The sequence below is a fragment of the Kitasatospora sp. NPDC057738 genome (assembly GCF_042798815.1).
In the GTDB taxonomy this organism is placed as follows: Bacteria; Actinomycetota; Actinomycetes; order Streptomycetales; family Streptomycetaceae; genus Kitasatospora; species Kitasatospora lactacystinica.
This window is the reverse complement of sequence record NZ_JBHVJT010000006.1, coordinates 122,934-147,963: the sequence shown is the minus strand read 5'-3', so window position 1 is coordinate 147,963 and position 25,030 is coordinate 122,934. Positions and strand designations below refer to the sequence as shown.

The 25,030-nt window shown below is 74.6% G+C and carries 25 protein-coding genes; 9 read left to right on the top strand and 16 right to left on the bottom strand.

The features are described from left to right. Positions 1-85: 85 nt before the first annotated feature. Positions 86-964, bottom strand: a complete 879-nt coding sequence (locus ACFVGO_RS05380; RefSeq protein ID WP_380349707.1) for a CHAD domain-containing protein — start codon at positions 962-964, stop codon at positions 86-88. Between the two features lie 219 nt (positions 965-1,183). Here ACFVGO_RS05380 and ACFVGO_RS05375 point away from each other — a divergent pair, with 219 nt between their 5' ends. The 3 genes from ACFVGO_RS05375 (at position 1,184) to ACFVGO_RS05365 (ending at position 3,584) form a co-directional block, all read left to right on the top strand. Continuing rightward, entirely contained in the window at positions 1,184-1,858 is a 675-nt protein-coding gene (locus ACFVGO_RS05375) for a hypothetical protein (RefSeq protein WP_359909048.1), read from the top strand. A 169-nt stretch (positions 1,859-2,027) separates the two neighbouring features. Next, the gene (locus tag ACFVGO_RS05370) at positions 2,028-2,840 is read left to right on the top strand and encodes a thioredoxin domain-containing protein (protein ID WP_359909045.1); all 813 of its coding nucleotides are present in this window, start codon (positions 2,028-2,030) and stop codon (positions 2,838-2,840) included. 93 nt (positions 2,841-2,933) lie between these two features. Continuing rightward, the gene (locus tag ACFVGO_RS05365; RefSeq protein WP_359909042.1) at positions 2,934-3,584 is read left to right on the top strand and encodes a vitamin K epoxide reductase family protein; all 651 of its coding nucleotides are present in this window, start codon (positions 2,934-2,936) and stop codon (positions 3,582-3,584) included. 7 nt (positions 3,585-3,591) lie between these two features. Here the strand turns inward: ACFVGO_RS05365 and ACFVGO_RS05360 are convergent, their stop codons facing one another. The 4 genes from ACFVGO_RS05360 to ACFVGO_RS05345 form a co-directional block, all read right to left on the bottom strand. Further along, on the bottom strand, positions 3,592-4,092 hold the full coding sequence (locus ACFVGO_RS05360) for an NUDIX domain-containing protein (RefSeq protein ID WP_380349699.1): 501 nt from the start codon (positions 4,090-4,092) through the stop codon (positions 3,592-3,594). A gap of 75 nt (positions 4,093-4,167) precedes the next feature. Then, positions 4,168-5,274 (bottom strand): serine hydrolase domain-containing protein, encoded by a 1,107-nt coding sequence (locus ACFVGO_RS05355; RefSeq protein ID WP_380349697.1) that lies wholly within the window; start codon positions 5,272-5,274, stop codon positions 4,168-4,170. Positions 5,275-5,322: 48 nt separating this feature from the next. After that, positions 5,323-5,838 carry a GNAT family N-acetyltransferase gene (locus ACFVGO_RS05350; protein ID WP_380349694.1) on the bottom strand — a complete coding sequence of 172 codons (516 nt, stop codon included), beginning with the start codon at positions 5,836-5,838 and terminating at the stop codon, positions 5,323-5,325. Positions 5,839-5,861: 23 nt separating this feature from the next. Next, positions 5,862-6,278, bottom strand: a complete 417-nt coding sequence (locus tag ACFVGO_RS05345; RefSeq protein ID WP_359909030.1) for an ankyrin repeat domain-containing protein — start codon at positions 6,276-6,278, stop codon at positions 5,862-5,864. Between the two features lie 397 nt (positions 6,279-6,675). Here ACFVGO_RS05345 and ACFVGO_RS05340 point away from each other — a divergent pair, with 397 nt between their 5' ends. From ACFVGO_RS05340 to ACFVGO_RS05330, 3 genes are all read left to right on the top strand, one after another. After that, positions 6,676-6,870 (top strand): hypothetical protein, encoded by a 195-nt coding sequence (locus ACFVGO_RS05340; RefSeq protein ID WP_359827363.1) that lies wholly within the window; start codon positions 6,676-6,678, stop codon positions 6,868-6,870. A gap of 110 nt (positions 6,871-6,980) precedes the next feature. Further along, positions 6,981-8,588, top strand: a complete 1,608-nt coding sequence (locus ACFVGO_RS05335) for a hypothetical protein (protein ID WP_380349691.1) — start codon at positions 6,981-6,983, stop codon at positions 8,586-8,588. 324 nt (positions 8,589-8,912) lie between these two features. Continuing rightward, a complete protein-coding gene (locus ACFVGO_RS05330) occupies positions 8,913-9,287 on the top strand; it encodes an RNA polymerase-binding protein RbpA (RefSeq protein WP_049655293.1) in 375 nt (124 codons plus the stop codon). Positions 9,288-9,467: 180 nt separating this feature from the next. Here the strand turns inward: ACFVGO_RS05330 and fxsA are convergent, their stop codons facing one another. From fxsA to ACFVGO_RS05305, 5 genes are all read right to left on the bottom strand, one after another. Further along, a complete protein-coding gene (gene fxsA / locus ACFVGO_RS05325; protein WP_380630901.1) occupies positions 9,468-10,046 on the bottom strand; it encodes an FxsA family membrane protein in 579 nt (192 codons plus the stop codon). Positions 10,047-10,171: 125 nt separating this feature from the next. Next, on the bottom strand, positions 10,172-11,770 hold the full coding sequence (gene lnt, locus ACFVGO_RS05320) for an apolipoprotein N-acyltransferase (protein ID WP_380349685.1): 1,599 nt from the start codon (positions 11,768-11,770) through the stop codon (positions 10,172-10,174). A gap of 96 nt (positions 11,771-11,866) precedes the next feature. Then, complete coding sequence (locus tag ACFVGO_RS05315) at positions 11,867-12,319, bottom strand: N-acetyltransferase (RefSeq protein WP_359909019.1); 453 nt, start codon at positions 12,317-12,319, stop codon at positions 11,867-11,869. Positions 12,320-12,361: 42 nt separating this feature from the next. Beyond that, complete coding sequence (locus ACFVGO_RS05310; protein WP_380630900.1) at positions 12,362-13,969, bottom strand: amidohydrolase; 1,608 nt, start codon at positions 13,967-13,969, stop codon at positions 12,362-12,364. Positions 13,970-14,000: 31 nt separating this feature from the next. Continuing rightward, positions 14,001-14,441 (bottom strand): Lrp/AsnC family transcriptional regulator, encoded by a 441-nt coding sequence (locus ACFVGO_RS05305; RefSeq protein ID WP_030243361.1) that lies wholly within the window; start codon positions 14,439-14,441, stop codon positions 14,001-14,003. Between the two features lie 229 nt (positions 14,442-14,670). Here ACFVGO_RS05305 and ACFVGO_RS05300 point away from each other — a divergent pair, with 229 nt between their 5' ends. Next, a complete protein-coding gene (locus ACFVGO_RS05300; protein WP_359909013.1) occupies positions 14,671-15,192 on the top strand; it encodes a hypothetical protein in 522 nt (173 codons plus the stop codon). A gap of 113 nt (positions 15,193-15,305) precedes the next feature. Here ACFVGO_RS05300 and ACFVGO_RS05295 read toward each other — a convergent pair whose 3' ends face one another. Further along, positions 15,306-16,469 carry an acyl-CoA dehydrogenase family protein gene (locus tag ACFVGO_RS05295; RefSeq protein WP_359898668.1) on the bottom strand — a complete coding sequence of 388 codons (1,164 nt, stop codon included), beginning with the start codon at positions 16,467-16,469 and terminating at the stop codon, positions 15,306-15,308. 211 nt (positions 16,470-16,680) lie between these two features. On the opposite strand from ACFVGO_RS05295, the gene ACFVGO_RS05290 reads away from it, so the two are divergent. Both ACFVGO_RS05290 and ACFVGO_RS05285 read left to right on the top strand, forming a co-directional pair. Beyond that, complete coding sequence (locus ACFVGO_RS05290; protein ID WP_380630899.1) at positions 16,681-17,337, top strand: uridine kinase; 657 nt, start codon at positions 16,681-16,683, stop codon at positions 17,335-17,337. Between the two features lie 390 nt (positions 17,338-17,727). Beyond that, positions 17,728-19,809 (top strand): AAA family ATPase, encoded by a 2,082-nt coding sequence (locus tag ACFVGO_RS05285; protein WP_380630914.1) that lies wholly within the window; start codon positions 17,728-17,730, stop codon positions 19,807-19,809. 48 nt (positions 19,810-19,857) lie between these two features. Here the strand turns inward: ACFVGO_RS05285 and ACFVGO_RS05280 are convergent, their stop codons facing one another. The 5 genes from ACFVGO_RS05280 to hisG form a co-directional block, all read right to left on the bottom strand. Next, positions 19,858-20,844 carry an NAD-dependent epimerase/dehydratase family protein gene (locus ACFVGO_RS05280; RefSeq protein ID WP_359898670.1) on the bottom strand — a complete coding sequence of 329 codons (987 nt, stop codon included), beginning with the start codon at positions 20,842-20,844 and terminating at the stop codon, positions 19,858-19,860. A gap of 109 nt (positions 20,845-20,953) precedes the next feature. Continuing rightward, positions 20,954-22,000, bottom strand: coding sequence for a hemolysin family protein (locus ACFVGO_RS05275; RefSeq protein ID WP_359898672.1), 1,047 nt, complete (start codon positions 21,998-22,000; stop codon positions 20,954-20,956). Then, positions 21,997-23,340 carry a hemolysin family protein gene (locus tag ACFVGO_RS05270; protein ID WP_359898673.1) on the bottom strand — a complete coding sequence of 448 codons (1,344 nt, stop codon included), beginning with the start codon at positions 23,338-23,340 and terminating at the stop codon, positions 21,997-21,999. Before ACFVGO_RS05270 ends, ACFVGO_RS05275 begins: the two co-directional genes overlap by 4 nt. A 224-nt stretch (positions 23,341-23,564) precedes the next feature. Beyond that, a complete protein-coding gene (locus ACFVGO_RS05265; RefSeq protein ID WP_359898675.1) occupies positions 23,565-24,005 on the bottom strand; it encodes a PH domain-containing protein in 441 nt (146 codons plus the stop codon). A gap of 144 nt (positions 24,006-24,149) precedes the next feature. Then, positions 24,150-24,998 (bottom strand): ATP phosphoribosyltransferase, encoded by an 849-nt coding sequence (hisG, locus tag ACFVGO_RS05260; RefSeq protein ID WP_359898677.1) that lies wholly within the window; start codon positions 24,996-24,998, stop codon positions 24,150-24,152. Positions 24,999-25,030: the final 32 nt, after the last annotated feature.

Genomic DNA, 25,030 nt, shown 5'->3' with positions numbered 1-25,030 from the left:
GGCCCGGTCGGTGGCGCGCGGGCGGCGGCCCCGGGGCTTGTCCTGCGGGTCTTCGCGCACCCGGCGGAGATCCGCCGGACACGCCCTACCCGAACCGGGCCAGCTTCCGCTTGCCCGCCCGCCGCCAGACGTCCGGCAGGCGCCGCCGGGCGGCCTCGGCCGACGCCAGCTGACGCCCGTACAGGGCGCCGTACCCGAACGGCTCGCCACCGGTGACCGCGTGGGTCGCGAGGGCGGTCGCGGCCACCACGGCGTCCTGGTGCTCGCCCAGCACCTCCTGGACGGCCTTCATCCGCTGCGCGTAGCGCTCGGCCCGGGCGCCGGCCGCCGGGGCGGCGGCCTCACCGGCGTAGCGGGCTCGCTTGGCCGCCTTGCGGGCCTCGTGGAGCGCGCGGGTCCGCTCGTCGGGGGCGGCGGCGAGGGCCGCCCCGACCCGCCCGGCCGTACGCCGCTGCTCGCGGGCGGCGATGCGGGAGAGCTCCGGGACGGCGCTGCGGGCGGCACGCCGGCGCAGCGGCGGATCCGCGAGGAAGGCGGCGAGAGCCTCGCCGAGCGCCCGGCGGCGGGGGCTGTCCAGGGCGGCGACCACCTCGGGCCAGATGGCGCGGTACTCGGCCTCGCCCCACCGGTCCAGTGCTGCGGCGACCCGCTGCGGGCCGCACCCGGCGGGCAGCTCGCGGGCCTCGGCGACCAGCCGTTCGGCCAGCACCTCGCGGTCCCGCGCCCGGCCCAGGACGCCGCCGAGCCAGCGCAGCTCCGCGACCAGCTCGTCGGCCGCTCCGGGGGCGACCAGCCGCCGGAAGGTCTGCAGGGCGCTGCGCAGCCGCCGGCAGGCGACCCGCATCCGGTGCACGGCGTCCGGCTCGTCCGCCCGGACGGCGTCGTCCAGGCCGGCCAGCACGGCCGCCTGCGTCTCCAGGCGGGCCAGCAGCACCTGCCCCACCGTGGTGTCGGGTCTCGCCATGGACGCTCGCCCCCTCGTCGGGTCAGCGGGAACGCCTTCCAGGCTAATCCGCGTCGGGCCGCTGTCGACCGCGCGGCAGCCGGGCGGGCGACCCCGCGGGCGGCCGGGCCCGCTGTCGGGCCCGCTGTCGAACCCCGCAGGCTACTGATCGCACGTCAGCCGGAACAGGGACCTACGGGCCCTCGTGCCGGATGCGAGCGCCATGACATACTCCGGAGCGTGACGACCTCCTCCCGTGCGACCAGGGCCCTGCGGGCCGCGGTGTTCACCGCGCTCGCCGTGCCGATGGCCGCGTTGGGCCAGGTCGTCATCACGGGCCGCCCGCTGCCGCTGTCGCTGGTGGCCTCGGCCGGTGCCGTCGTCTTCCTGGTCGCGGCCGTCCTGGCCGGCGGGGAACGGCGGATGCTGCACATCTCCGGCGTGATGGTGCCGGTCGAGCTGCTGCTCAACACCACGTTCAACCTGGGCCAGGCCGGCTGTTCGCCGGTGCTGGCCGGTCAGGTGCCCGCCCGCGGGGTGAACCTGCTGGTCTGCGGCGGCGGTTCGGTGGACGGCTCGCTGCTGAGCGGCCCGCTGGGCCACGCCGGGCAGTTGGCCCCCGCCGCGACCCAGCTGCTGCTCCTGCTGGTGCACGTGGTGATCGCCCTCGCCGCCTCGGCCTGGCTGCGGATGGGCGACGCCGCCCTGTCCGGCCTGGCCCGGGCGCTGTGCGCGCTGCGGCAGTCGCTGGCCGGCCCGCTGCGCGCCCTGGTCGTCCTGCTGCTCCCCGCGCCGGTGCGTCCGGTGCTGCGGGTGCCGCTGCCGGTGTCGGACCGTGCCCGGCCGCGCCGCGAGGACGTGGTGCTGAGCCCGGCGCCCCGGCGCGGCCCGCCCGCCTTCGCGCCTGCCTGCTGATCACCGTCCCGACCTGATCACCGTCCCGACCTGATCACCCCCGTACCCGGCCGGACGGCCCCGGTACGCCCGCAGGCAGTGCGCACGACTCCCGCGTTCACCGACCCCGCCGCAGCAGCTGCGGCTCCCCGCGCGCACCCGCGCGCCGCGTACAGGAGTTGACTTCCCCATGGCTCAGGCCCCCAGCAAGCAGCAGGCCAAGCGCATCAGTGCCCGTGAGCGGATCCAGGAGGCGCAGCGCCGCGAGCAGCAGGCCGCCAAGCGCCGTCAGCGGATCGTCGTGACGGTCTCCGCGGTCGTCGTGCTGGCCCTCGCGGGCGGTGTCGCCGTCGCGATCAACTCGGCCTCGGACAAGAACGACAAGTCCTCCGCCGCCGCGTCGGCGCCGCTGGTCGTGCCCGCCAACGCCTCCGGCCCGGACGGCACGGTGATCACCTACGGCAAGGCGGACGCCCCGCACACCATGGAGATCTACGAGGACTTCCGCTGCCCGGTCTGCAAGCACTTCGAGGCGGCCAACGGCGAGACCGTCAAGAAGCTCACCGAGGACGGCCGGATCAAGGTGGAGTTCCACCTGGCGGCGTTCCTGGACAAGAACCTCGGCGGCAAGGGCTCGCGCACCGCGCTGGCCGCGGCCGGCGCCGCGCTGAACGAGGGCGTGGACCAGTTCAAGGCGTTCCACGACGTGCTGTACGCCAACCAGCCGGACGAGCGCGAGGACGGCTTCGGCGACGTCGACCACATCCTGAACCTGGCCGGCCAGGTGCCCGGGCTGAAGACGGACGCCTTCGTGAAGGCGGTGACCGACAAGACCTACGCCCCGTGGGCGGCCAAGGTCTCCGACGCGTTCAACGGCAGCGGGGTGACCGGCACTCCGACCGTCAAGGTGGACGGCAAGCAGATCACCCTGTTCGCCGGCAACGCCGTGGTCCCGGCCGAGCAGTTCGCCGCGCAGGTGAAGCAGGCCGCCGGCCTCCAGTAGGCCGCACCCTCCCCGCACCGTACGGCACCACCCGGCCCGGCCGAACTCCCGGCCGGGCCGGCTCCTCCCAGCCAGCCACCGGAGTGTGCTGTCATGACCGCCGCTACCACCGTGCACCCGTCCCGCTCCGCTCCCGACGCCGCCGCCCGGGCCCCGATCGGCGCGAGCCGGGCCTACGCCCTCCTGCTGTTCCTGGGCGGGCTGGTCGGGCTGGCCGCCTCGGCCGTCCTGACCTTCGACAAGCTCCGCATCCTGGAGAACCCCTCCTACGTCCCCAGCTGCAACATCAACCCGATCATCAGCTGCGGTTCGGTGATGCGCACCGAGCAGGCGGAGGTCTTCGGCTTCCCGAACCCGCTGCTCGGGCTGGCCGCCTTCGGCGCGCTGACGGCGATCGGCGCGGGGCTGCTCGCCGGTGCCGGGTACCGGCGCTGGTTCTGGCTGGGCCTGAACGCGGGCACCGCGCTGGGCGTGGTGTTCGCGCACTGGCTGATCCACCAGGCGCTGTACGACATCGGCGCGCTGTGCCCGTACTGCATGGTGGTGTGGGCCACGGTGGTGGTGCTGTTCTGGTACACGACGCTGCACAACCTGCGCACGGGCGTGATTCCGGCGGGCCCGCGGTCGGCGGTGGTCGTCCGGGAGGCGGCACGCTACCACTGGGCGCTGCCGGTGCTGTGGGCGGCGGTGATCGCGCTGCTGGTCCTCAACCGGTTCTGGTCCTACTGGAGCACGCTGCTCTGACCGTCCGTCACCCCACGTACCCGTCCGAGTGCAGCAGTGCGGCGGCGCCGGTCCGCCGGGCCTCCAGGGCCGCGGTGAGCCGGCGCGCCGCACCGGGCTGCAGCAGGACGGCCGCCCGGGCCGGGGTGAACCAGCCGTGGTCGGCGACCTCCTCGGCCTGCGCCCGGACCGCCGTGCCGTCCGCGACCGTCCCGCCGTCGAACATGAACTGCACGGCGGGGTGGGCGTGTTCGCCCTGGTCGGGGATCGAGTCGCGCCACTCCACGACGAGCAGCCGCAGCGGCCCGGCCAACAGCCCGGTCTCCTCGTACAGTTCGCGGGCCGCGCACTCGGCGGGCCCCTCCCCCCGGTCCATCCCGCCGCCGGGGAACTGCCACTGGTCGCGGTAGCTGGCCTTCAGCAGCAGGACCCGGCCCGCTTCGTCGGTGAGCAGGACGCTGCAGCCGACGTAGGCGCGCACCATCCCGGCGAGCCACTCCTCCTCCGAGAGTGCCCAGGTGTCCGTCATCGCGCCTCCTCCGCCGGGTTCCCGTCCTCGCGGCCACTCTGCCGCGATCACGGCCCCGGGAGAGCCGATCGGCCCCTAATCCACCCGAATGAGTGCCGGTGGCCCCGCCTGCCCGAACACGGCCCGCCGGAAGGCGTTGCGCAGGTCGGTGAGCTGCTGGATCCCCCGGTCGTAGTGCACCTTGTTGGTGAGCAGCAGGGCCCAGCGGCCGAGCCTGCGGGAGACCCAGAAGCCGGTGCCGGTGAAGCCGTAGTGGACGAAGGTGCCCTCGGCCGGGTCGGTGCCGGGAGCGTGCAGCCAGGACAGGCCGCGGGCGGGGGCGAGGCCGCCGGTGTGCTCGCGCAGCGATTCGTCGATCCACGGCTCGCCCCAGGGCGCCCCGGGCGGCGGGGCGAGCAGCGCGGTGAGGAAGCGGGCCAGGTCGCGGGCGGTGGAGAAGGCCCCGGCGTTGCCGGAGACCCCGCCGAGCAGCCGGGCGGAGGGGTCGTGGACGACGCCGCACAGGTGGGTGCCGGCGCCCTCCTCGTACTCGGTGGGCGCGGTGCGGGCGGCGAGCGCGCCGTCGAGCGGGCCGTACCGGGTGTCGGTCATGCCGAGCGGCCCCCAGACCCAGCGTGCGGCGAGCTCGTCCAGCGGCGCGCCGCCGAGGTCCTCGACCAGGTGGGCGAGCAGGACGGCGGCGCGGTCGGTGTACTCGACGGCCGTGCCCGGCGGGCGGTGCAGCGGGGCGGCGAGCACCCCGGCCCGGATCGCCGCGGGGTCGCGTCCGTAGAGCTGCTCGAAGCGGGTGTACGGGAGCATCCCCGCGGTGTGGGCGAGGAGTTGACGGACCGTCACCTCGCCGGCGGGGTGCCCGGCGGCCGGTGGCCACCAGCGGCCGAGCGGCTCGTCCAGCGGAAGCCGCCCGGATTGCCGCAGCACCCCCGCGCAGGGCCAGAGCGCGACGACCTTGGTGAGGCTGGCGAGGTCGTACAGCGTGTCGGGCCCGGGCCGCAGCCGCGCGTACGGCCCCTGCCCGAGCACGCCGTGGCTGCCGCCGCCGAGTGTGCCGCCGGCGTCGCCGACGGCCCAGACGGCGCCCGCCCCGACGGTGCGCGCGCCCTCCCCGACCAGCCGGTCCAGCTCCCCGCCGGGCGCGGCCGGGTCGGGGAGCCGGTCGGCTCCGGGTGCTCGGTGACTCATCCGTCTCCCCCTTCGGGCCGACGGGAGCCTTCCCCGCGCAGCGGTCGCTCAGACCGCCGCGGCCAGCTCCTTGCCGAGGCAGATGCTCTGCGCGTGCTCCTTGTAGATGCCGAACTTCCGGATCGCGTCGTAGCCCTCGGACCGGTACAGCGCGACGGCCTCGGGCTGCTCGGTGCCGGTCTCCAGGATGAAGCGGGTCCGCCCGGCCTCGATCGCGGTCCGCTCCAGGCGGCCCAGCACCGCGCGGGCCAGGCCGCGGCCGCGGGCCGCGGGGATCACGAACATCCGCTTCAGCTCCGCGTCGCCGTCGCGCAGGCCGTCCGGACCGGCCTGCTTGGCCCGCCAGCCGCCGCAGGCGACCGGACGGCCGTCCAGGTAGGCGATCATGAACAGGCCGGCCGGCGCCTCGAAGTCCTCGGGGCGCATGACGGTCTCGTCCGGGTCGCCGTAGCGGCGCACGTACTCCTGCTGCACCTCGGCCGACAGGGTCTGGGCGTCGGGGTGGGCGTAGCCGGTGATGCGGAACTCGACGGTGCCGGTGTCCCGGGCGGTGCTGGTGCTCATGCCGAAAAGCCTACGATCCCCGCTCAGCGGGCCTCGAACCGGGCGACCAGGTCGTCCTTGCCGAACATCCGGGCGGTGTCCACGGCGCTCGGGGCGCCGGCCTGCGGGTCGGCGCCGCCGGCCAGCAGGACGTCCAGCACGTCCGTGGCGCCCTTGAAGACGGCCCCGGCCAGCGGGGTCTGCCCGTGGTCGTTGGCGAGGTTCGGGTCGGCGCCGTACCGGAGCAGCTCCGCCACCGTCGCGGCGTGGCCGTGGTAGGCGGCGAGCATCACCAGGGTGTCGCCGCGGCCGTTGGTGAGGTCGGCCGGGGCCCCGGCGTCCAGGTAGGCGGACAGGGTCTCGGTCTCCCCGGTCCGGGCGGCGTCGAAGAGCTTCCCGGCGAGCGCGATCACCTCGGCGTCGGGGGCGTCGGCGGGCTGCTGGCTGGCGGCGTCGGTCATGACGGGCGGCCTTTCCGGTCGGGTCGTCGGGCGGTCTCGGGGCTGCGCCCAGGGCACGGTAGCGGCCGGCGCCGGAACGGGCCAGCGGGCGTCCGGAATCCGGATGACGGCCCGCGCCCGCCACGACACACGGCCGCGCGCGTTGCGCAGCCATTCGAGCGAACTTCCCGGACCCCCCGGAAACTTCCCGCCCTCCGCCCGGGAATGCCTCGGCGCATCGAATCCCCTCGGCACCCGGCCCCACCCCGGCCGGGTCGCATACCGCCACCCGGCCACCGGAACGGTATTGGACGGCAGAACCACCCATTTGCACCGTTCCATCATCTATTACTTTTTGTCACGATTGGTGCACTTTCCGTAACACCCCCGCTTGTCCCCCCTTCCTGAGGAGCGGAACGTGATCCTCTCGATTTCCGGCATCGTCCTGTTCGGCACCATCGCCTTTCTCTTCTTCCGCCGGGACGGACTAAAGGTCTCCCACGCCATCGTCTGCGCCCTCTTCGGCTTCTACATCGCAGGCTCCTCGATCGCACCGAGCATCACCGCGGGCGGCGCGAGCCTCGCCAGCCTGCTCAGCGGCATCAAGTTCTGACCGCGTCCAGATCTCCTCCGTACCGGCCCGGGCGCGGATCCCACCGCCCCGGGCCCCGTCGTTGCCCACCCGCGCCACCCCACCCGTCCCACCGTTTGGGGAGTCAAGGAATGCCGCTCCACCGCCACCTCACCAAGGGCCGCGCGATCGCCCGGACCGCCGGGGACCACGCCTCGGACATGTTCGCCCCGCTCTCCGTGATCGGCCGCGGCCTGCGCCACCACGCGGACTGGGCGAAGTCCCGCTGGCAGGCCACCCCCAAGGACCGCCGCGGGCCGACGCTGTTCCTGACCGCCGCCCTGCTGATCGGCGTCTACCTGCTGCCGCACGGCCTGCTGTTCGCCCTGATCACCCTGATGGCCAGCGCCGCCTGGGCCGGCCGGGCCCCCCGGGCGACGCCCGCACCGCCCGCACCGGACGTCGCCGACGTCAAGCTCGCGGCCCTCTACGCGGCGCTCACCCCGTACCTGTGCGGACCCGAGGACGCCAACCCGCTGTACCACTTCGAGGGCAGCCACAAGAACGCCTTCAGTGCGTGGGACTTCGACGGCGAGGGCCGGCTCTCCCGGCTGGAGATGACCTACCCCGCCTACTTCACCGACACCGAGCCCGCCGCCCGGGCCCGGATCGAGCAGGTCGTCCAGGGCAAGGCCGGCCGGGCCCGCGAGTACCGCTTCGACTGGGACGAGGAGTCCAACCGGCTGCGGATCACCGCCCTCGCCCCGCTGGCCGCCGACATCGCCGCCCAGCGCTTCGTGGCGGCCCCCGGCGAGATCGTGCTGGGCTTCACCGACGAGGGCGGCACCGCCCGGACCATCCCGGTCGTCCGGGGCGGCACCACCGTCCAGCAGCCGCCGGTGGTCTGGCGCACCGGCCCGCGCTCCGCCGAGCCGCACCTGCTGGTGCTCGGCGTCACCGGCTACGGCACCTCCAGCCTGCTGCGCTCGGTGGCGCTCCAGGCCCTCCCGTACGCCGACCTGGTGGTGGTCGACGGTGCGGGCACCGGCGAGCACGCCTGCCTGGTGAACCGGCCCGGCGTGCACACCGTGGAGACCAGCCTGCACGGCGCGCTGGCCGCCCTGGACTGGGCCGTCGGCGAGACCGAGCGCAGGCTCGCCGCGCTCAACGCCGCCCGGCACGCCGGAACCGCCCCGCCCGAGGACGTCACCCGGCCGCTGTGGCTGCTGCTGGACCACCCGACCGAGCTGAGCGAGCTCGCCCGGGCCGAGGGCCGCCCCGACCCGCAGGACCTCCTGGAGCTCCCGCTGCGCCACGGCCGGGCCGCCCGGGTCACCGTGGTGGTCGCCGACGACCTGGAGGCCCGGGACCGGATCACCGCCACCGTCCGCGCCACCACCCGGGCCCGCGTGGTGCTCGGCCCGGCCGGCCCGGACGAGGGGCGCGAAGCGCTCGGCGCGCCGCTGGACATCGTGCCCGCCGCCCAGGCCCCGATCGGGCGCGGCTACGCCCGGATCGGCAACGGCGCCCCGCTCCGGCTCCAGGTGCCGGCCACCGTCGATCCGCTGGACGACGAGGCCCCGGCCGCGCTGCGGGACGCGGTGATCGCCCTGCTGCCGCACCGGGACACCCGCACCGAGGCGGCCGCCGCCGAGCCGCCCCGCCCGGACCGCCCGCCGGTGGTACCCGCGGCCGATCCGGCCCGTCCGGTCGACCTGGCCAAGGGTGAGCCGATGATCCGTTCACGGCCGATCTCCTGACGGCAGGGCCGGGCCGCCTCCCCGGGCCGCCTCCCCCGGCCGGTTCTCGGCTCCCGGCAGGGGTCGGCGCCCGGCGCCGAATCCCGTCCCGGTACGCTCGTCACAGAAAGTCCGCACGATCACCAGATGTGAAATAGGTGACACCTGGGGTGATATCACCGGCCAGATGTGACAAATCGGGCGCGGGTGGGTACAAACAGGGGCGGCACTACAAGACGACGCATGTCCCGGGACGGGAATCTTCGTCGGAAGCCGAGCGTTGACCGAACGACGAAGAACAGCGACCACTAGTCCTGTGGGCCATAAGCCCGGGAGGCACGATTCATGAGCGAGCGAGCTCTCCGCGGCACGCGACTCGGGGCCACTAGCTACGAGACCGACCGTGGTATCGATCTGGCTCCCCGCCAGACCGTCGAGTACGCATGTCAGAACGGACACCGTTTCGAGGTTCCTTTCTCGGTCGAGGCGGAGATCCCCGCGACCTGGGAATGCCGCTTCTGCGGCCAGGAGGCGGCACTTCTCGACGGCGACGAGCCGGAGGAGAAGAAGATCAAGCCGACGCGCACCCATTGGGACATGCTGATGGAGCGCCGGACGCGCGAGGAGTTGGAGGAGGTGCTGGCCGAACGGCTGGCCGTGCTCCGCTCCGGTGGGATGAACCTCGCGGTGCACCCGCGAGACACCCGCAAGAGCGCCTGACACCTCGCTCCCGCCCCGAGCGGGAGGACGCGAAAAGGGACCCTGGTCACCAGGGTCCCTTTCGCGTTGTCCGGCGCCGTCCGCCTTCCCGGCGCCGTCCGCCGGACCGTGCCGTGCACGCGAGGAGCCCCCGGGGGCGGGTTCTCCGCGCCCCCGGGGGCTCCCGTCGGAACGGGCGGGTCAGCCGGCGATCGGCGGGCGGTAGGTGGTGTCCGGGCCCTGCGGGCCGCGCGGGCCGGCCTCCGGGTCCACGACCTCGCCCTGGATCACCTTGCCGTCCGGGCGGTGGATGCGCAGCTGCTCCTGCAGCCGCATCGCGTCCGCGAACGGGTCGGCGCCGGCCACGGAGGCACTGCGCAGCGCCTTGTCCGCGACGCGGCGGCCGAGCACCCGCCACAGGGCCCGGGTGGGCGGGAGGAGCAGGGTCAGCGCCAGCAGGTCGGACAGGAAGCCGGGGACGATCAGCAGCAGGCCGCCCAGCACGGTCATGCTGGTGCCGGTCTGCGGCTGCTGGGACTGCGGGTTCTTGCTCTGCTCGATCGCCGCCGACAGCGCCTTCAGCCCGGCCCGCTTGATCAGCGAGCCGCCGATCAGGGCGCCCGCGACGAGCAGCAGCACGACGGTGAAGCCGCCCAGCCAGGAGCCGACCTGGACCAGCAGCCAGATCTCCAGCACCAGCCAGGCGGTGATCAGCAGCGGCAGCACCCGGCGGAGCCTGCTGCGCGGGGCCGGACGGGTGGGGGTAGCTTGCTGGGTCACGGTACGAATCCACTCCAAGCGGTGCTCTGCGCGCCGCACGGGAGGTCCGGGCCGGCTACGGCACCACCTGCTCCAACGATTCCCGCGCCGCCGGTGTTCCGGCGGCCGGGCTCGGCTGCCGCGCCCTACGCCTTCCGGCGCCGTCCGACCAGCAGGGCCGCGCCGCAGGCCAGCAGGCCGCCGACGGCCAGCGTCCACTCCGGGGCGGCGCCGACCCGGTCGGCGACGGTGGTGCCGTCGCGCAGCGGGACCGTCGCCGACAGCTCGGCCGCGGTCAGCTCCTCGGTGCGCTGCTGGACGCTGCCGTCCGGGGCGATCACCGCGCTGATGCCGCTGGTGGCGGCGATCAGCACCGCCCGGCCGTGCTCGACGGCCCGCAGCCGGCTCATCGCCAGCTGCTGCTCGGGCTGCCCGGTCTTCGCGTAGGTCGCGTTGTTGGTCTGGACGACCAGGACCCGGGCGCCGCTGTCCACGGTGTCGCGGACGATCTCGTCGTACGCGACCTCGAAGCAGATCACGTCGCCGATCCTGGCCGGGCCGAGCTGCATCACGCCGTTGTGGTCGCCGGGGTAGAAGTCCCGGGCGACCCGCTGGAGGCGGGTGATCACCGTCATCAGCTGGGCGCGGAAGGGCACGTACTCGCCGAACGGGACGGGGTGCTGCTTGGTGTAGGAGGCGCCGGGGCCGGTGACCGGGTCCCAGACGATGCCCTCGTTCTGGACGTGCTGCGCGTCCGGGCCGTCCACCAGGGTGCCGACCAGGGTCGGCACCCCGACCGCCTTGACCGCCTGGTCGATCCGCTGGCGGGCCAGCGGATCGCTGAACGGGTCGAGGTCGGAGGAGTTCTCCGGCCAGATCACGATGTCGGGGCGCTCGACCTTGCCGGCCCTGATGTCGGCGGCGAGCCGCTCGGTGGCCGAGGCGTGGTTGTTGAGGACCATCATCGGGCGGCCCAGGAAGTCCATGCCCGGGTTGGGCACGTTGCCCTGGACGATGGCGACCTTGACGGTGTCGTCCGCGGCCGTGGGCACCGGGACGAGGTAGCCGGCCAGCAGCGCGGCCACCGCGCCGAGCGCCGCCAGCGCGGCCGCCCTCGGAGCCCTGCCGGGCCCGCGCACCCGCAGCGCGGCCCAGCCCAGCAGGGCGCCGCAGAGGGCGACCGCGAAGGTCACCAGCGGTGCGCCGCCGAGCGCGGCCAGCGGGGTGAACGGGCTGGCGGTGTTGGCGAAGGCGAGCCGGCCCCAGGGGAAACCGCCGAGCGGCAGCCGGTCGCGGGCCCACTCCTGGGTGACCCACAGGCAGGCCGCCCAGAGCGCCCACCCCGGCAGCCGGGAGGTGACGGCCAGGGCGCCGCCCAGCAGGGCCAGGAACAGCGCCTCCACGACGGACAGGCCGACCGTGGCGTCCCAGCCGACCACCCGCAGCCAGCTGAGCAGCATCAGGAAGAACGGCAGGCCGAACGCGAAGCCGGTCCAGAGGCCCTGACGGAAGGTGCGGCCCCGGGTCAGCAGCGAGAGCGCGGCGACGCCGAGCAGCGACAGCGGCCACAGGTCGTACGGCGGGAAGGCGAGGGCCAGCAGCAGGCCGGCCAGGACGGCGAGGCCGGTGCGGGGGAGCCCGGCGCGGATCCTGGCGAGCGCGCGGGCTCCGCGGCTCGGTCGGGGCGCCGGCTCCTGCGGCTCGGGTACGGCCTCGGGCCGTTCCTGGGTGACGGGAGTGGCCACCGGCGCACCATCTTCCTGGGGCTTGCTGTTCGGACGCTGTGCGAAGAAGGTACCCCGGAACGTCGGTGGCCCGTGAGGTGAGGGGTGACGGCGGGGTCAGCGCGGGGCGTAGCGGAAATCCCGCAGCGGCCAGTGCGCGGTGAGCCAGTCGGAGACGGCGCGGTGCAGCGGCTCGTCCAGGTGGGCGCGGTCGGCCCGGACCCAGGAGCTGACCGAGACCACCGAGGGGTCCTCGCGGTCCGGGTAGATGTAGACGCAGCCGATCACCTCGTCGCGGTCCGGCTCCAGGACGGTGTAGGTGAAGCCGGTGCGGGCCTCGAAGTCGGCGGCGTGGCGGCGCAGGTCGTCGAGGTTGCGCTCCGGGGGCATCCCGTCGGCGGGCGGCCAGCCGCGGCCGGCCCAGCCGGGGGTGGCGCGGATGTGGTCGATGCTGCTCGTCCAGGCGGCGTGGTCGGAGGCGTTGTGCCGCTCGCCCAGGGGCTCCAGTCGGAACTCCGGGGCGAGCAGCTCGCGCGGGACGGTGAAGTCGGCGGGCACCAGTTCGATCATGCCGATCAACCTAGGGCGTGCCCGCCCGACGTTCCACGGGGTTTACCGCTGGTGCACCGTGCGGCCGCGGACCACGGTGCGCAGGCAGGTCGGCAGCGGGTGGCCCGGGGTGAGGTCGGGCAGCCCGGGGGTGCCGGAGCGCGGGTCGGTGGACCAGCCCGCCACCCGGGAGTCGGGGGCCTGGACGACCAGCTCGCCGGCCGCCCAGATCGCGTAGCTGGCGACGGCGCCGGGGACGAGCACGCCGTCCTGGTCGCGGCCGATCGCGCGCCAGCCGCCGCGGGTGTGGGCGGTGAAGGCCGCGCGGACCGAGATCCGGTGTTCCGGGGTCCGGTGGAAGGCGGCCGCGCGGACGGTGCCCCAGGGGTCGAGCGGGGTGACCGGGGCGTCCGAGCCGAAGGCCAGCGGGACGCCGGCCCGCAGCAGCGCGGCGAAGGGGTTGAGGGCGGCCGCCCGCTCGGCGCCCAGGCGCTGGACGTACATGCCCTCCGGGCCGCCCCAGGCGGCGTCGAAGGCGGGCTGGACGGAGGCGGTCAGGCCGAGTTCGGCGAAGGCGGCGACGGCCTTGTCGTCCAGGGCCTCGGCGTGCTCGACGCGGTGGCGCAGGGCCTTGACCCGGGCGGCGCCGACCCGGGCGCCGGCCTCCCGGACGCCGTCGAGGACCGCCGTGACCGCCGCGTCGCCGATGGCGTGGAACCCGGCCTGGATCCCGGCCTCGGTGCAGGCGGCGACGTGGTCGGCGACCTGCTCGGCGGTCAGGTAGGCGGTGCCGGTGTGCTCCGCGTCGTCGTACGGGGCGTGCAGGCAGGCGGTGTGCGAGCCGAGCGCGCCGTCCACGAAGAGGTCGCCTCCGGCGCCCACCGCACCGAGCCTGCGGGCGGTCTCGACACCGCCCAACTCGCCCCAGTAGCCGAATACTTCGGGCCCGTCCCCCTCGGCGGCCAGGGCCAGCAGGGCGGCCAGGTCGGCCTCCGAGGAGATCTCCGGGCCGGCGCACTCGTGCAGGGCGCCGATGCCGAGTTCGGCGGCGCGGGCCAGGGTGGCGCGCTGGGCCCGGCGGCGCTGCTCGGGGGTGAGGCGGGCCAGCGCGGTCTGCCGCACGGCGTGGTGGGCGTCCTTGGTGAGCGGGCCCTCGGGGTCGAAGCCGGGCGCCTCGGCCAGGCCCTCGGTGAGGGTGCGCAGCGCGGTGGTGGCGAGCGCGGAGTGCACGTCGGTGCGGGAGAGGTAGAGCGCGGCGCCACGGGCGGCGGCGTCGAGTTCGGCGAGCGTGGGCGGGCGGCGCTCGGGCCAGCCGGTCTCGTCCCAGCCGTGGCCGATCAGCACCCCGCCGGGCTCGGGCCGGGCGTCGACGAAGGCGGTGACGGCGGCCAGGGCGGCGGCGAGCGAGGGGCTGCCGGTGAGGTCGAGGCCGGTGAGCGCCAGGCCGGTGGCGGTGGCGTGCACGTGGGCGTCCACGAAGGCGGGGGTGACCAGGGCGCCGTCCAGCTCGACGATCTCGTCGACGGTCGCGGTGTACGCCTCGGCGGCGCCGTCGCTGCCGACCCAGGCGACGTGCCCGCCTTCCACGAGCATCGCGGTGGCGAAGGGGTCGGCGGGGCTGTAGACGGCGCCGCCGCGCAGCAGGACGGTCCAGGAGGTGCGTTCGGTCATGCCGCCAAGTCTGCACCCCACCGGTTCGCGGTCAGAGCTTCGGGGGGCGTGCCTCGTACGGGGTGGACAGGACGACGGTGGTGCGGGTGGAGACGCCGGCGGCGCTGCGGATGCGCGCGAGCAGGTCCTCCAGGTCGCCGGGGGCGCCGACGCGGACCTTGAGGATGTAGTTCTCGTCGCCGGCGACGCTGTGGCAGGCCTCGATCTCGGGCAGGCCGGCCAGCCGCTCGGGGGTGTCGTCCGGGGCGCTCGGGTCGAAGGGTTTGACCGAGATGAACGCGGTCAGCGCCAGGTCGACGGAGTCGGGGTCGATGATCGCGGTGTAGCCGCGGATCACCCCGCGCTGTTCGAGGCGGCGCACCCGCTGGTGCACCGCCGAGGTGGACAGGCCGGTGGCCTTGCCCAGGTCCGTGTAGCTCATCCGGCCGTCTTCGAGGAGCAGCTGGACGATGCGTTGGTCGAGATCCTCCACAGTGCGCAAACCTACCCGGTCGGGAGCACGGGGGGCGCACGCGGTGGCACAGGACGGGTTCGCAGGTGCCGGGCGGGCACATGCCGGGCGAATGTGGCATCCGGTGTGGCCAAGGACACACCCGGTGCATCACGGTGCACGGGACCGCAGGATTATGAGTCCGGATCACAGGGAAGTGCTGGTTGTGGCCCTGGACGACCACGCCGGGCCCGATCCTAGGGGGATCCTCATGCCTGCTACCGACCAGCGTGTGCTGGGCTCCGACGAGACCGACGATATGGCCGACCGCGAGGACCTCGCGGTCGGCCACCTGCCGGGCACCGACCCCGGCGAGGCGGAGACCTGGGACATCTTCCGGGTCGACTGCCCCGAGTGCCGCCGCCCGATCGCCCTGGTGGCGGACGAGGAGCGGCTGCCGCAACACGCGCTGCTGCCGACCGCCTGGAACCCCTTCTCCCCCGCGATCTGCCCGGGTTCGGGCACGCCGACGGACGACCTGGCCGAGGTCGAGGCCCAGGAGGACGCCGAACCGGCCGGCTTCGACGCGCTGTTCAAGCTTCCGAGCGGGCTGGACTGGCGCACCCAGCCGTTCTCGCACGCCGTCGCGCACTGCCCGGTACGGCTCGCCGCGGTCCCCGGGGCCGCCCCGGTGGCGCCCGCCGTCCCGGCCGTCGCGGCGCTGCGGGCCGCCATCCCGGAGCAGCGCCGCCGTCGTCCGGCGCTGACCGGCCGCACCGCCAAGGCGAGCTGACGCTCCGCCGGGAACGCCTCCGGCCGTCACTCCGCACCCTGGAGTGACGGCCGGAGGCCGTACGGGGGGACCGGGGCGGTCCGGCGGCTCCCCCGCCGGACGGCCCCCGGGCGTCAGCCCTTGGTGAGGTGGCGGCCGATCACCAGGCGCTGGATCTGGTTGGTGCCCTCGACGATCTGCAGCACCTTGGCCTCGCGCATGTAGCGCTCGGCCGGGAAGTCCTGGGTGTAGCCGTAGCCGCCGAGCACCTGGACGGCGTCGGTGGTCACCCGCATCGCCGCGTCGGTGCAGAACAGCTTCGCCATCGCCGCCTCCTTGGAGAACGGCCGGCCGGCGTCCCGCAGCCGGGCGGCGGACAGGTAGAGCGAGCGCCCGGCCTCGATCTGGGTGGCCATGTCGGCGAGCATGAAGGACAGGCCCTGGAACTCGGCGATCGGGCGGCCGAACTGGCGCCGGGTGCGGGCGTAGTCGACCGCGAGGTCGAGCGCGGCCTGGGCCACGCCTATCGCGCAGGCGGCGATGCCGAGGCGGCCGGAGTCCAGCGCGGCGAGCGCGATCTGGAAGCCCTGCCCCTCCTCGCCGATCAGCCGCTCGCGCGGGACGCGCGCGCCGTCGAAGTGCAGCTGCGCGGTCGGCGAGGAGCGCATGCCCATCTTGTGCTCCGGCGGGGCCGCGGACAGGCCCTGCTGGGTGCCGGGGACAAGCAGGCAGCTGATGCCCTTGGGGCCGTCGACGCCGGTGCGCACCAGGGCGCTGTAGAAGTCGGCCTGGCCGCCGTGGGTGATCCAGGCCTTGGTGCCGTTCACCACGTACGCCTCGCCGTCGAGGTCGGCGCGGGTGCGCAGCGCGGCCGCGTCCGAGCCGGACTGCGGCTCGGAGAGGCAGTAGGCGCCGAGCTGCTCGCCGGAGAGCATGGCGGGCAGCCACGCGTCGCGCTGCTCGTCGGTGCCGAAGGTGGCCAGCGCGTGGCAGGAGAGGGTGTGCACGCTGACACCGAGGCCGATGGCCAGCCAGCCGGCCGCGAGCTCCTCCAGCACCTGCAGGTACACCTCGTAGGGCTGTTCGCCGCCGCCGTACTTCTCGTCGTACGGGAGGGAGAGCAGGCCGGCCTCGCCGAGGGTGCGGAAGACGTCGCGCGGGAAGCGGTCGGCGGCCTCGTCCTCCGCCGCACGCGGCTGGAGCTCGCGCTGGACCAGGTCACGGGTGAGGCTCAGCAGCTCGCGGGCCTCCTCGCTCGGCAGCTGGCGCTCCACGGCTTTCACAGGGGAGGGGGTCATGGCGGTGGTCGCCTCCTCGATCGGGCGCCGGACCGAGGTGTCGGCTGACCCGGCGGGGGTGCGGCTTGTCGGACCGACCGGCACCGGGTTGCGGTGAACGGCCGTTCACAGTCGTGGCGAAGGCGAGTATGCCCGAAACCCGCGCTGCCGTCACGACCTGCACAGATGAACTGTCCGCAGTGGCGGGCTACGGCACCGTAGGGTTGACGTTGTGGCTGCATCCGAACCGTTCCCGCCCCCGCTCCGGCCCGCTCCGGACGACCTTCCGGCCGCGCTCGCGGCGGAGCTGCGCGCGCTGCCGCCCTCCTGCGGGCCGGTGCGGCTGGTCGCGGTGGACGGGCACGCGGGGTCCGGCAAGACCACCTTCGCCGGACGGCTGGCGGCGGCGCTCGGCGGGGCCCCGGTGGTCCACCTCGACGACCTGGCCACCCACCGCGAGCCGTTCGGGTGGACCGGACGGCTGCGCGGGCAGGTGCTGGAGCCGCTGGCGGCCGGGCGGGACGCCGAGTACCGGGTGTACGACTGGACGCTGCGCCGCTTCGCGGGCACGGCCGCGGTGCCGGCCGCCCCGGTGGTGCTGGTCGAGGGGGTCGGCGCGGGCCGGCGGGCGGTGCGGCCGTGGCTGGCCCGGGTGATCTGGATGGAGCTGGACGCCGCTTCGGCCCGGCGGCGCGGGGAGGAGCGGGACGGTCCGGAACTGGCCGAGTTCTGGGCGGGCTGGGCCCGGGCCGAATCGGCGCATTTCGCCGCCGATCCGAGCCGTCCGTACGCCGCGACGCGGGTCGACGGGGTGACCGGCCGGATCGCCCCGGGCACCGTCGGTGAAACTTCAACCATCGCCTTGACCTGCGACATCGCCAGGATCTAGGTTCTCCTCAGCCGCCGGAACGAAAGCTTCCGGTTGCCTCGGACCCGGCGCCCCCGGCTTGTTCCCCCGTGAGCCGGGGACGCCGTCCGGTCCCCTTCCGAAACTCGCTCCCCGGCAGCCCGTTTCGTCGCCCGGCCGCTCAACGGCCGCTCGCGCGATCGCATTTGACCCTGTTCGGCACCCTTCCGGATCAGCGCCGCGCCGGTACGATTCCTGGCAGGCGCAGATGCGCCGCAAGGGGGTCGACGACCACCGGCCAGGCTAGGCGCAGGCAACCCGCCGGCCGAGCCCCGGGCCGCACCGCGGGGGGCGTGAGTGACGACGGTGGACAGTTCCGACAGCACGGCGGGCGGGCCCGACCGGCTCGCCGACCGCGCCTGGCTGCGCGCCATGGACGCCTACACGGCCGGTGCGTACACCCGGGCCGAGGAGGAGTTCCGGGCCGCCGTCCGGCTGGACCCGGGCATGGCCGACGCCTGGCTCGGACTGCACGCGCTGCGCAGCGACACCTCGGCCGCGCTGCTGGCCATGTACCGCCACCAGAAGCGGTTCGGCGAACAGCGGCGGCTGCACCGACGGCCGCTCAGTTCCTGGTACTGGCTGGGCTGGTGGGTGCAGCCGGTGCTGGAGGACGCCCGCGACCTCGCGCTGGCGCACGCCTCGCACTGGCTGGACGGCCGCCACCTGGCCGAGCTGGACCGGGCGCTGGAACAGTGCCCGGCACCCGGCGAGGACCCCTGCGCCCGCTTCCTGTACGCCTGCCGGTCCTACCTGCTCAAGGACTGGGAGCAGCTGATCAGGGACACCGACCGCCTGCTGGACGACCCGCTGCTCGGCATCGAGGCCGGGCTGTTCGCCGGCATGGCGCGGGTGCGCCTCGACATGTGCGCCCAGGCGCAGGCGCCGCTGGCCGTCTCGCTGGCCCGCTGCCGCTCCGAACAGCCCCAGCGCAAGGAGCTGCGGTACTGGCTGGCCCGGGCGTACGAGGGCGCCGGACGCAGCGCCGCGGCGCTGCCGCTCTACCGGGCGGTGCACCGGGCGGACCCGGCGTTCATGGACACCGCGACCCGGCTGACGGCCATCGCCGCCGAGGACGCGCTCGCGGACGGGCTCACGGACGGACTCGCGGACGGACTGCCGGCCGGCGGGCGCCCGGGAGCGGCCGACGCCGCCCTGCCGGACGCCCCCGGCTTCGACACCGAGTACCCGGACGAGGCCGGGTTCGCCGGGTTGCCCGGGTACGGCGAGCTGACCGGGTACGGCGAGGAGTTCGGGGACGCGGGCGGGCCGAGCGGGCCGACCGTCTCCGGCGACGGGGTGTCGACCGGCGCCCTGCCCGGCGGCTTCCCGTCGGGCGGCGGGCCCTCGGTGGACGCCGGGCTGGTGGACGCCGGACTGGTGGACGCCGGACTGGTGGACGTGCCCCCGGCGGACGGCGCCCTCACCGCCGGCGGCGCCCTGCTGGACGGCGGTGCGGCCGACGGCGCCGCGCAGGCCGCCGGGGAACGCTCCGGCTCCGGCGCGCCGCCGGCCTCCGCCGCACCCCCGCCGCTGCCCGCCCTCGGCCGGGCGCAGCCCCGGACCGCCGCCGTGCCCGAGCCCCGGTCCGCCGGCGACGAACGGGAGCTGGACGCGGCCCTGGCCGAACTCTCGCTGATGGTCGGCCTGGAGCCGGTCAAGCGCCAGGTGCGGGCACTGTCCGCGCAGTTGAGGATGTCTCGGCTGCGGGCCGAGCAGGGCCTGCCCGTCCAGCCGCCGAAGCGCCACTTCGTCTTCTCCGGCCCCTCGGGCACCGGGAAGACCACCGTGGCCCGCATCCTCGGCCGGGTCTTCCACGCCCTCGGGCTGCTCTCCGGCGACCACCTGGTGGAGGCCCAACGCGCCGACCTGGTGGGCGAGTTCCTCGGCCAGACCGCCGTGAAGGCGAACGAGCTGATCGACTCCGCGCTGGACGGCGTGCTCTTCATCGACGAGGCGTACAGCCTCTCCAACTCCGGCTACACCAAGGGCGACGCGTACGGCGACGAGGCGCTCCAGGTCCTGCTCAAGCGTGCCGAGGACAACCGCGACCGGCTGGTGGTGATCCTCGCCGGCTACCCCGAGGGCATGAACCGGCTGCTCGCCACCAACCCCGGCCTCAACTCCCGCTTCACCACCCGGGTCGACTTCCCCAGCTACCGCCCGGGCGAACTGACCGCGATCGGCGCCTCGCTGGCCGGCCGGGACGGCGACGGCTGGGACGAGGACGCCGCCGAGGAGCTGGCCAGCATCTGCACCCACGTTGTCCGCGAGGGCTGGATCGACGAGCTGGGCAACGGCCGGTTCATCCGCACCCTGTACGAGAAGTCCTGCGCCTACCGGGACCTGCGGCTGTCGCTGCTGCGCGAGCCGCCGGGCCGGGAGGACCTGGCCACCCTGCGGCTGCCGGACCTGGTCCAGGCGTACGGGGAGCTGATCGACGGCCGGAGCTGACCGGGCGGGCCGGCCCCCGCCCGCCCGGGGACCGGCCCGCCCGCCCGTTCAGCCGTTGAGGAGCGCCGCCTCCCGCTCCCGGTCCAGCCCCACCCTGACCCGGTCGGACCGCCGCGGCGCGCTGCCGCCGATCGACCGCAGCCAGGCCCAGGTGTCCGCCACGGTCTCGGCGACCGGGCGGCAGCGCAGCCCCGCGCCGAGCGCGCGCTCGACCGAGCCGGTGTGCAGGAAGTCGTACAGCTCGCCGGGCGCCAGCCAGATCGGCAGCTCGGTCCATGGCTCGACGCCCGCCGCGAGGATCCGCTCCGGGTCCGTCCAGCGCAGTTCGGCGTCCGAACCGGTGGCCCGTACGCAGGCCTCCAGCAGCTCGCCCATGGTGGCGTGGCCGGACGGGCCGACCAGGTTGTACGGGCCGGCGAGGCGGGCCGCCGCGGCGTCCAGGGTCCAGGCCGCGAGGTCGCGGACGTCGATGTACTGCAGGGCCAGCCCGCGCGGCCCCGGGGCGAGCACCGGGCCGCCCTCGGCGATCCGGTTGAGCCACCACGGCAGCCGGCCGATGTTCTCGTGCGGGCCGAGGATCAGCCCGGCCCTGGCCAGCAGCGCCCGCCCGCCGAACTCCGCCTCCAGCGCCAGTTCGGCGCCGCGCTTGGCCTCGGCGTAGGGCACCTCGCCGGTGAGGTCCGGGGAGGAGGCGACCACCGGCGAGGCCTCGCCGGCCCCGGCCCGCAGCGGATAGTCGTACACCGACCGGCTGGAGACGTACGCGTAGTGGCCGACCCGGCCGTTCAGCAGGCGGGCGCTGTCGCGCACCGCCGCGGGGGCCCAGGACCAGGTGTCCACCACGGCGTCCCACTCCCCGGTGCCGAGCGCCGCGAGGCCGCCCTCGGCGGTGCGGTCGCCCAGCAGTGTGCGGACGCCCTCGGGCGCGGGCCGCGTGCCGCGGTTGAGGGCCGTCACCTCCCATCCCCTGGCCAGCGCCTCTTCGGCGACGACCCGTCCGACGAACTCGGTTCCACCCAGCAGGAGAAGTCTCATGCCGACCACCCTGCTCCCAGGGTGGCCGGCATGGAACGGCTGCATGCTCTGGGCGAAATCGCCGGGAGCGAACACACCGTCAGCGGGGCCCGGACCTGCCGGGCGGGCGTCAGGCCGTGGCGCGGTGGTCCGGGTCGTGCACCTCGCCGACCAGCTCCTCCAGCACGTCCTCCAGCATGACCACGCCGAGCGTGCGCCCGTCCTGGTCCAGCACGGCGGCCAGGTGGCAGGTGGCCCGGCGCATCGCGCCGAGGGCGTCGTCCAGCGGGAGGCTGCCGCGCAGCACCGTGATCGGCCGCCACAGGCGGGCCGGGACGGGCGCAGAGGTGTCCTCCACGTCGAGGACGTCCTTGAGGTGGATGTAGCCGAGGTAGCCGTGGCCGGCCGGGTCGCCGTCGGTGACCGGGAAGCGCGAGAAGCCGGTGCGCAGCGCCAGCTCCTCAACCTCGGCGGCGGTCGCCTTGGTGTCCACGGTGACCAGCTGCTCGGGCTTGAGCAGCACCTCGGTGACCGGGCGGTGGCCCAGCTCCAGCGCGTCCTCCAGGCGCTCCTGGCGGCCCTCGTCGAGCAGCCCGGCGTCCCGGGAGTCCGCCAGCAGGTACATCAGCTGCTCGGTGGTGAAGACCGACTCGACCTCGTCCTTGGCGTCCACCCGGAACAGCTTGAGGATGCCGTTGGCGAGGGCGTTCAGCACCCGGATCACCGGGGCGAGCCAGCGGGCCAGCCGGTCCAGCGGCGGGCCGAGCCAGAGCGCGGCCCGCTCCGGGCCGGCCATGGCCATGTTCTTCGGCACCATCTCGCCCATCACCATGTGCAGGAAGACCACGACGGCGAGCGAGATCCCGTACGAGAGCGGGTGCATCAGCGTGGACGGGACGCCGATCGCGTGGAACGGGCCCTCCAGCAGGGAGGCGATGGTCGGCTCGGCGAGGGCGCCGAGGCCCAGCGAGCAGACCGTGATGCCGAGCTGGGCGGCGGCCAGCATCGCGGAGACGTTGGACAGCGCGTGCAGCACGGTGCGGGCGCGCTTGTGCCCGGCCTCGGCGAGCGGTTCGATCTGGCTGCGGCGCACCGACACCACGGCGAACTCGGCGCCGACGAAGAAGGCGTTGCCGAGCAGGAGCAGCAGCGCGACGGCCAGTTGCAGGGCGGTCATCGGCCCTCCTCCCGGTCCTCGTCGAACTGCGCGGGCGCGGTGGTGCGCTCCACCCGGACCTCGGTGGTGCGGTGGCGGTCGACACCGGTGACGGTGAACCGCCAGCCGGGCAGCTCGGCCTGCTCGCCCACCTCGGGGAGCTTGCCGAGCAGGTCGGAGACCAGACCGGCCAGGGTCTCGTACGGGCCGTCCGGGGCGTTCAGGCCGATCCGCTCCAGCTGGTCGGTCCGGGCGCGGCCGTCGGCCTCCCAGACCGGCAGGCCGTTGACCGGCGGCAGCGGGAGCAGCTCGGGGTGGTCGTCCGGGTCGTGCTCGTCCTGCACCTCGCCGACGATCTCCTCGACGATGTCCTCGACGGTGACGACGCCGGCGGTGCCGCCGTACTCGTCGACCACGATGGCCATCGGCTGGAGGCGGCGCAGCTGGTCGAGCAGCCGCTCGGCGGGCAGCGTCTCGGGCACCAGCAGCGGCGGCGAGGCCAGCTCGCCGACCCGCACCAGGCCGCGCCGGGCGGCCGGGACGGCCAGGGCGTCCTTGAGCGTGACGGTGCCGGTGACCTCGTCCAGGCTGTCGGTGTAGACCGGGAAGCGGGACAGGCCGGTGGCCCGGGTCAGGTTGATGACGTCGGAGGCGGTGGCGTCGCGCTGGAGCGCGGCCACGTCGACGCGCGGGGTCATCACGGACTCCGCGGTCAGCTCGCGCAGGCCCAGGGTCCGGACGAACAGGGTCGCCGACTCCTCGTCTATGGCGCCGGCCCTGGCCGAGTGGCGGGCCAGCGAGACCAGCTCGTCCGGGGTGCGGGCGTGCGCCAGCTCCTCCTGCGGCTCGATGCCGAAGGCCCGGACGGTCCGGTCGGCGGCGCCGTTCAGGAAGCTGATCAGCGGGCGGCAGGCGAAGGAGAAGGCCATGTGCGGGGCGGCGACCGCGCGGGCCACCTGGAGCGGGCGGGAGATCGCCCAGTTCTTCGGCACCAGCTCGCCGATCACCATCTGGACGACGGTGGCCAGCACCATGCCGACGATCACGGAGACGCCGCGGGCGGCCGAGTCGGGCACGCCGATGGCGGACATCACGGGTGCGAGCAGGGTGGACAGCGCCGGCTCGGCGAGCATGCCGACCACCAGCGAGGTGACGGTGATGCCGAGCTGGGCACCGGAGAGTTCGAAGGAGAGGTGCCGCAGGGCCCCGGCGACGCGGCGGGACTTGGCGTCGCCCGCCTCGGCGGACCGGTCGACCTCCCCGCGCTCCACGGTCACGAAGGCGAACTCGGCGGCGACGAAGAGGCCGTTGGCGAGGATCAGGAGAACGGCCGCGAGCAACAGCAGCCAAGCGGTGATCACAGTGCCGCCTGCCTTCCGGGATCGGGAAGCGAGGCGGCGCAGGTACTACCGGACGGATCGTCCATCGAGGGGGAGTGTCACTCCTCTGGTCGGGTTCGGGCACTCGATTTCGGGCAGGGCGAAGTTTGCCCTGCTTTTACCAGCGTAGACCATACCCGGATGGGGGTAAGGAGCCTGTTCGGCCCGCCGGGAACGGAGAACCCCCGGTGGGGGCGGGTCCGGCTTCAGACCCGGGCGTGCTGCTCGACCAGGTCGCGCAGCGCGCGGGCGTCCGCGATCGCCCGGTCCTTGCCGACGCCGGACTGGATGCCGACCGCGGCGAGCGAGGTGCCGTCGGCGAGGTCGAGGGTGGCCCACGGGTCGCCCTGGCGGAAGTTGACCCGGACGATCTCGGCCCAGGCGAGCCGGCGGCGGCGGACGAAGTTGACCACCGTCACGCCCTCCGCGTCGGCGCTCACCCGGGGGCGGGCCAGCATCAGGCCGACGCCGGCGAACAGGACGCCGCTGGCCATCATCATGATCCGGTCGTTGAGCTGCCAGTTCTCCGGGAGCAGCACGGCCATCGCGGAGAACAGCGCCACCAGCAGCACGCAGACCGGCAGCAGCACGGCGCGGGTGCGGCGCGGCGCCCAGGTGACGGGGAACTGGACGGGCGGCGTGGACACGTGGGGTCTCCGGGGTGGTTCTGGTTGCGGCAGCACGAGGGGCGGGGACGCGGTCGGCGTCCCCGCCCCATTGAACCGTTCTTTACCCGCGGGCCGGCGGGCAGGTCACCCGGACGCGCGGTTCGGGGGCGGCGGGCCCCCGGGTCAGAGGCGGCAGGCGTGGATGTTGGTGACCAGGATGGCCCGGGCGCCGATGCCCCACAGGTCGTCCATGATCTGCTGGGCCTCCTTGCGGAGCACCATCGAACGGACCGCGACCCAGCCCTCGGTGTGCAGCGGGGAGACGGTCGGCGACTCCAGGCCCGGGGTGAGCGCGACGGCGGAGCCGACGTTCTCGGCGCGGATGTCGTAGTCCATCAGCACGTAGCGGCGGGCCACCAGCACGCCCTGAAGGCGGCGCAGGAACTGCTCCACCCGCGTGTCCTCGCCCGCGCCCTTGGGCCGGATCACCACGGCGTCGGAGACCAGGATCGGCTCGCCGAACACCTCCAGGCCGGCGTTGCGCAGGCTGGTGCCGGTCTCCACCACGTCGGCGATCACGTCGGCGACGCCCAGCTGCACCGCGGTCTCGACCGCGCCGTCCAGCTTGGTGACCGTCGCCTTCACGCCGTGGTCGGCGAGGTGCTGCTCGACCAGGCCGGTGTAGGAGGTGGCGATCCGCAGGCCCTCCAGGCCCTTGACGTCCTCGACGTCCACGCCCTCGGGGCGGGCGAAGCGGAAGGTCGACCCGGAGAAGCCGAGGGCGAGCACCTCCTCCGCGTTGGAGTGCGAGTCCAGCAGCAGGTCACGCCCGGTGATGCCGACGTCGAGGCGGCCGGAGCCGACGTAGACGGCGATGTCCCGCGGGCGGAGGAAGAAGAACTCCACCTCGTTGTTCGGGTCGACGAGGACGAGCTCCTTGGGGTCCTTCCGCTGGCGGTAGCCGGCCTCATGGAGCATCTCCGCCGCGGGACCCGAGAGAGAACCCTTGTTGGGGACGGCGATGCGCAGCATGGGAGGTTGCTTCCTTACCTGTTGGGAGGATG

Excerpts from the sequence above, each read along its gene's own strand:
- ACFVGO_RS05380 (WP_380349707.1), bottom strand. The coding sequence starts at position 964 with ATGGCGAGACCCGACACCACGGTGGGGCAGGTGCTGCTGGCCCGCCTG.
- ACFVGO_RS05370 (WP_359909045.1), top strand. The coding sequence starts at position 2,028 with ATGGCTCAGGCCCCCAGCAAGCAGCAGGCCAAGCGCATCAGTGCCCGT.
- ACFVGO_RS05365 (WP_359909042.1), top strand. The coding sequence starts at position 2,934 with ATGACCGCCGCTACCACCGTGCACCCGTCCCGCTCCGCTCCCGACGCC.
- ACFVGO_RS05360 (WP_380349699.1), bottom strand. The coding sequence starts at position 4,092 with ATGACGGACACCTGGGCACTCTCGGAGGAGGAGTGGCTCGCCGGGATG.
- ACFVGO_RS05355 (WP_380349697.1), bottom strand. The coding sequence starts at position 5,274 with ATGAGTCACCGAGCACCCGGAGCCGACCGGCTCCCCGACCCGGCCGCG.
- ACFVGO_RS05350 (WP_380349694.1), bottom strand. The coding sequence starts at position 5,838 with ATGAGCACCAGCACCGCCCGGGACACCGGCACCGTCGAGTTCCGCATC.
- ACFVGO_RS05345 (WP_359909030.1), bottom strand. The coding sequence starts at position 6,278 with ATGACCGACGCCGCCAGCCAGCAGCCCGCCGACGCCCCCGACGCCGAG.
- ACFVGO_RS05335 (WP_380349691.1), top strand. The coding sequence starts at position 6,981 with ATGCCGCTCCACCGCCACCTCACCAAGGGCCGCGCGATCGCCCGGACC.
- ACFVGO_RS05330 (WP_049655293.1), top strand. The coding sequence starts at position 8,913 with ATGAGCGAGCGAGCTCTCCGCGGCACGCGACTCGGGGCCACTAGCTAC.
- ACFVGO_RS05315 (WP_359909019.1), bottom strand. The coding sequence starts at position 12,319 with ATGATCGAACTGGTGCCCGCCGACTTCACCGTCCCGCGCGAGCTGCTC.
- ACFVGO_RS05310 (WP_380630900.1), bottom strand. The coding sequence starts at position 13,969 with ATGACCGAACGCACCTCCTGGACCGTCCTGCTGCGCGGCGGCGCCGTC.
- ACFVGO_RS05300 (WP_359909013.1), top strand. The coding sequence starts at position 14,671 with ATGCCTGCTACCGACCAGCGTGTGCTGGGCTCCGACGAGACCGACGAT.
- ACFVGO_RS05295 (WP_359898668.1), bottom strand. The coding sequence starts at position 16,469 with ATGACCCCCTCCCCTGTGAAAGCCGTGGAGCGCCAGCTGCCGAGCGAG.
- ACFVGO_RS05285 (WP_380630914.1), top strand. The coding sequence starts at position 17,728 with ATGGACGCCTACACGGCCGGTGCGTACACCCGGGCCGAGGAGGAGTTC.
- ACFVGO_RS05280 (WP_359898670.1), bottom strand. The coding sequence starts at position 20,844 with ATGAGACTTCTCCTGCTGGGTGGAACCGAGTTCGTCGGACGGGTCGTC.
- ACFVGO_RS05275 (WP_359898672.1), bottom strand. The coding sequence starts at position 22,000 with ATGACCGCCCTGCAACTGGCCGTCGCGCTGCTGCTCCTGCTCGGCAAC.
- hisG (WP_359898677.1), bottom strand. The coding sequence starts at position 24,998 with ATGCTGCGCATCGCCGTCCCCAACAAGGGTTCTCTCTCGGGTCCCGCG.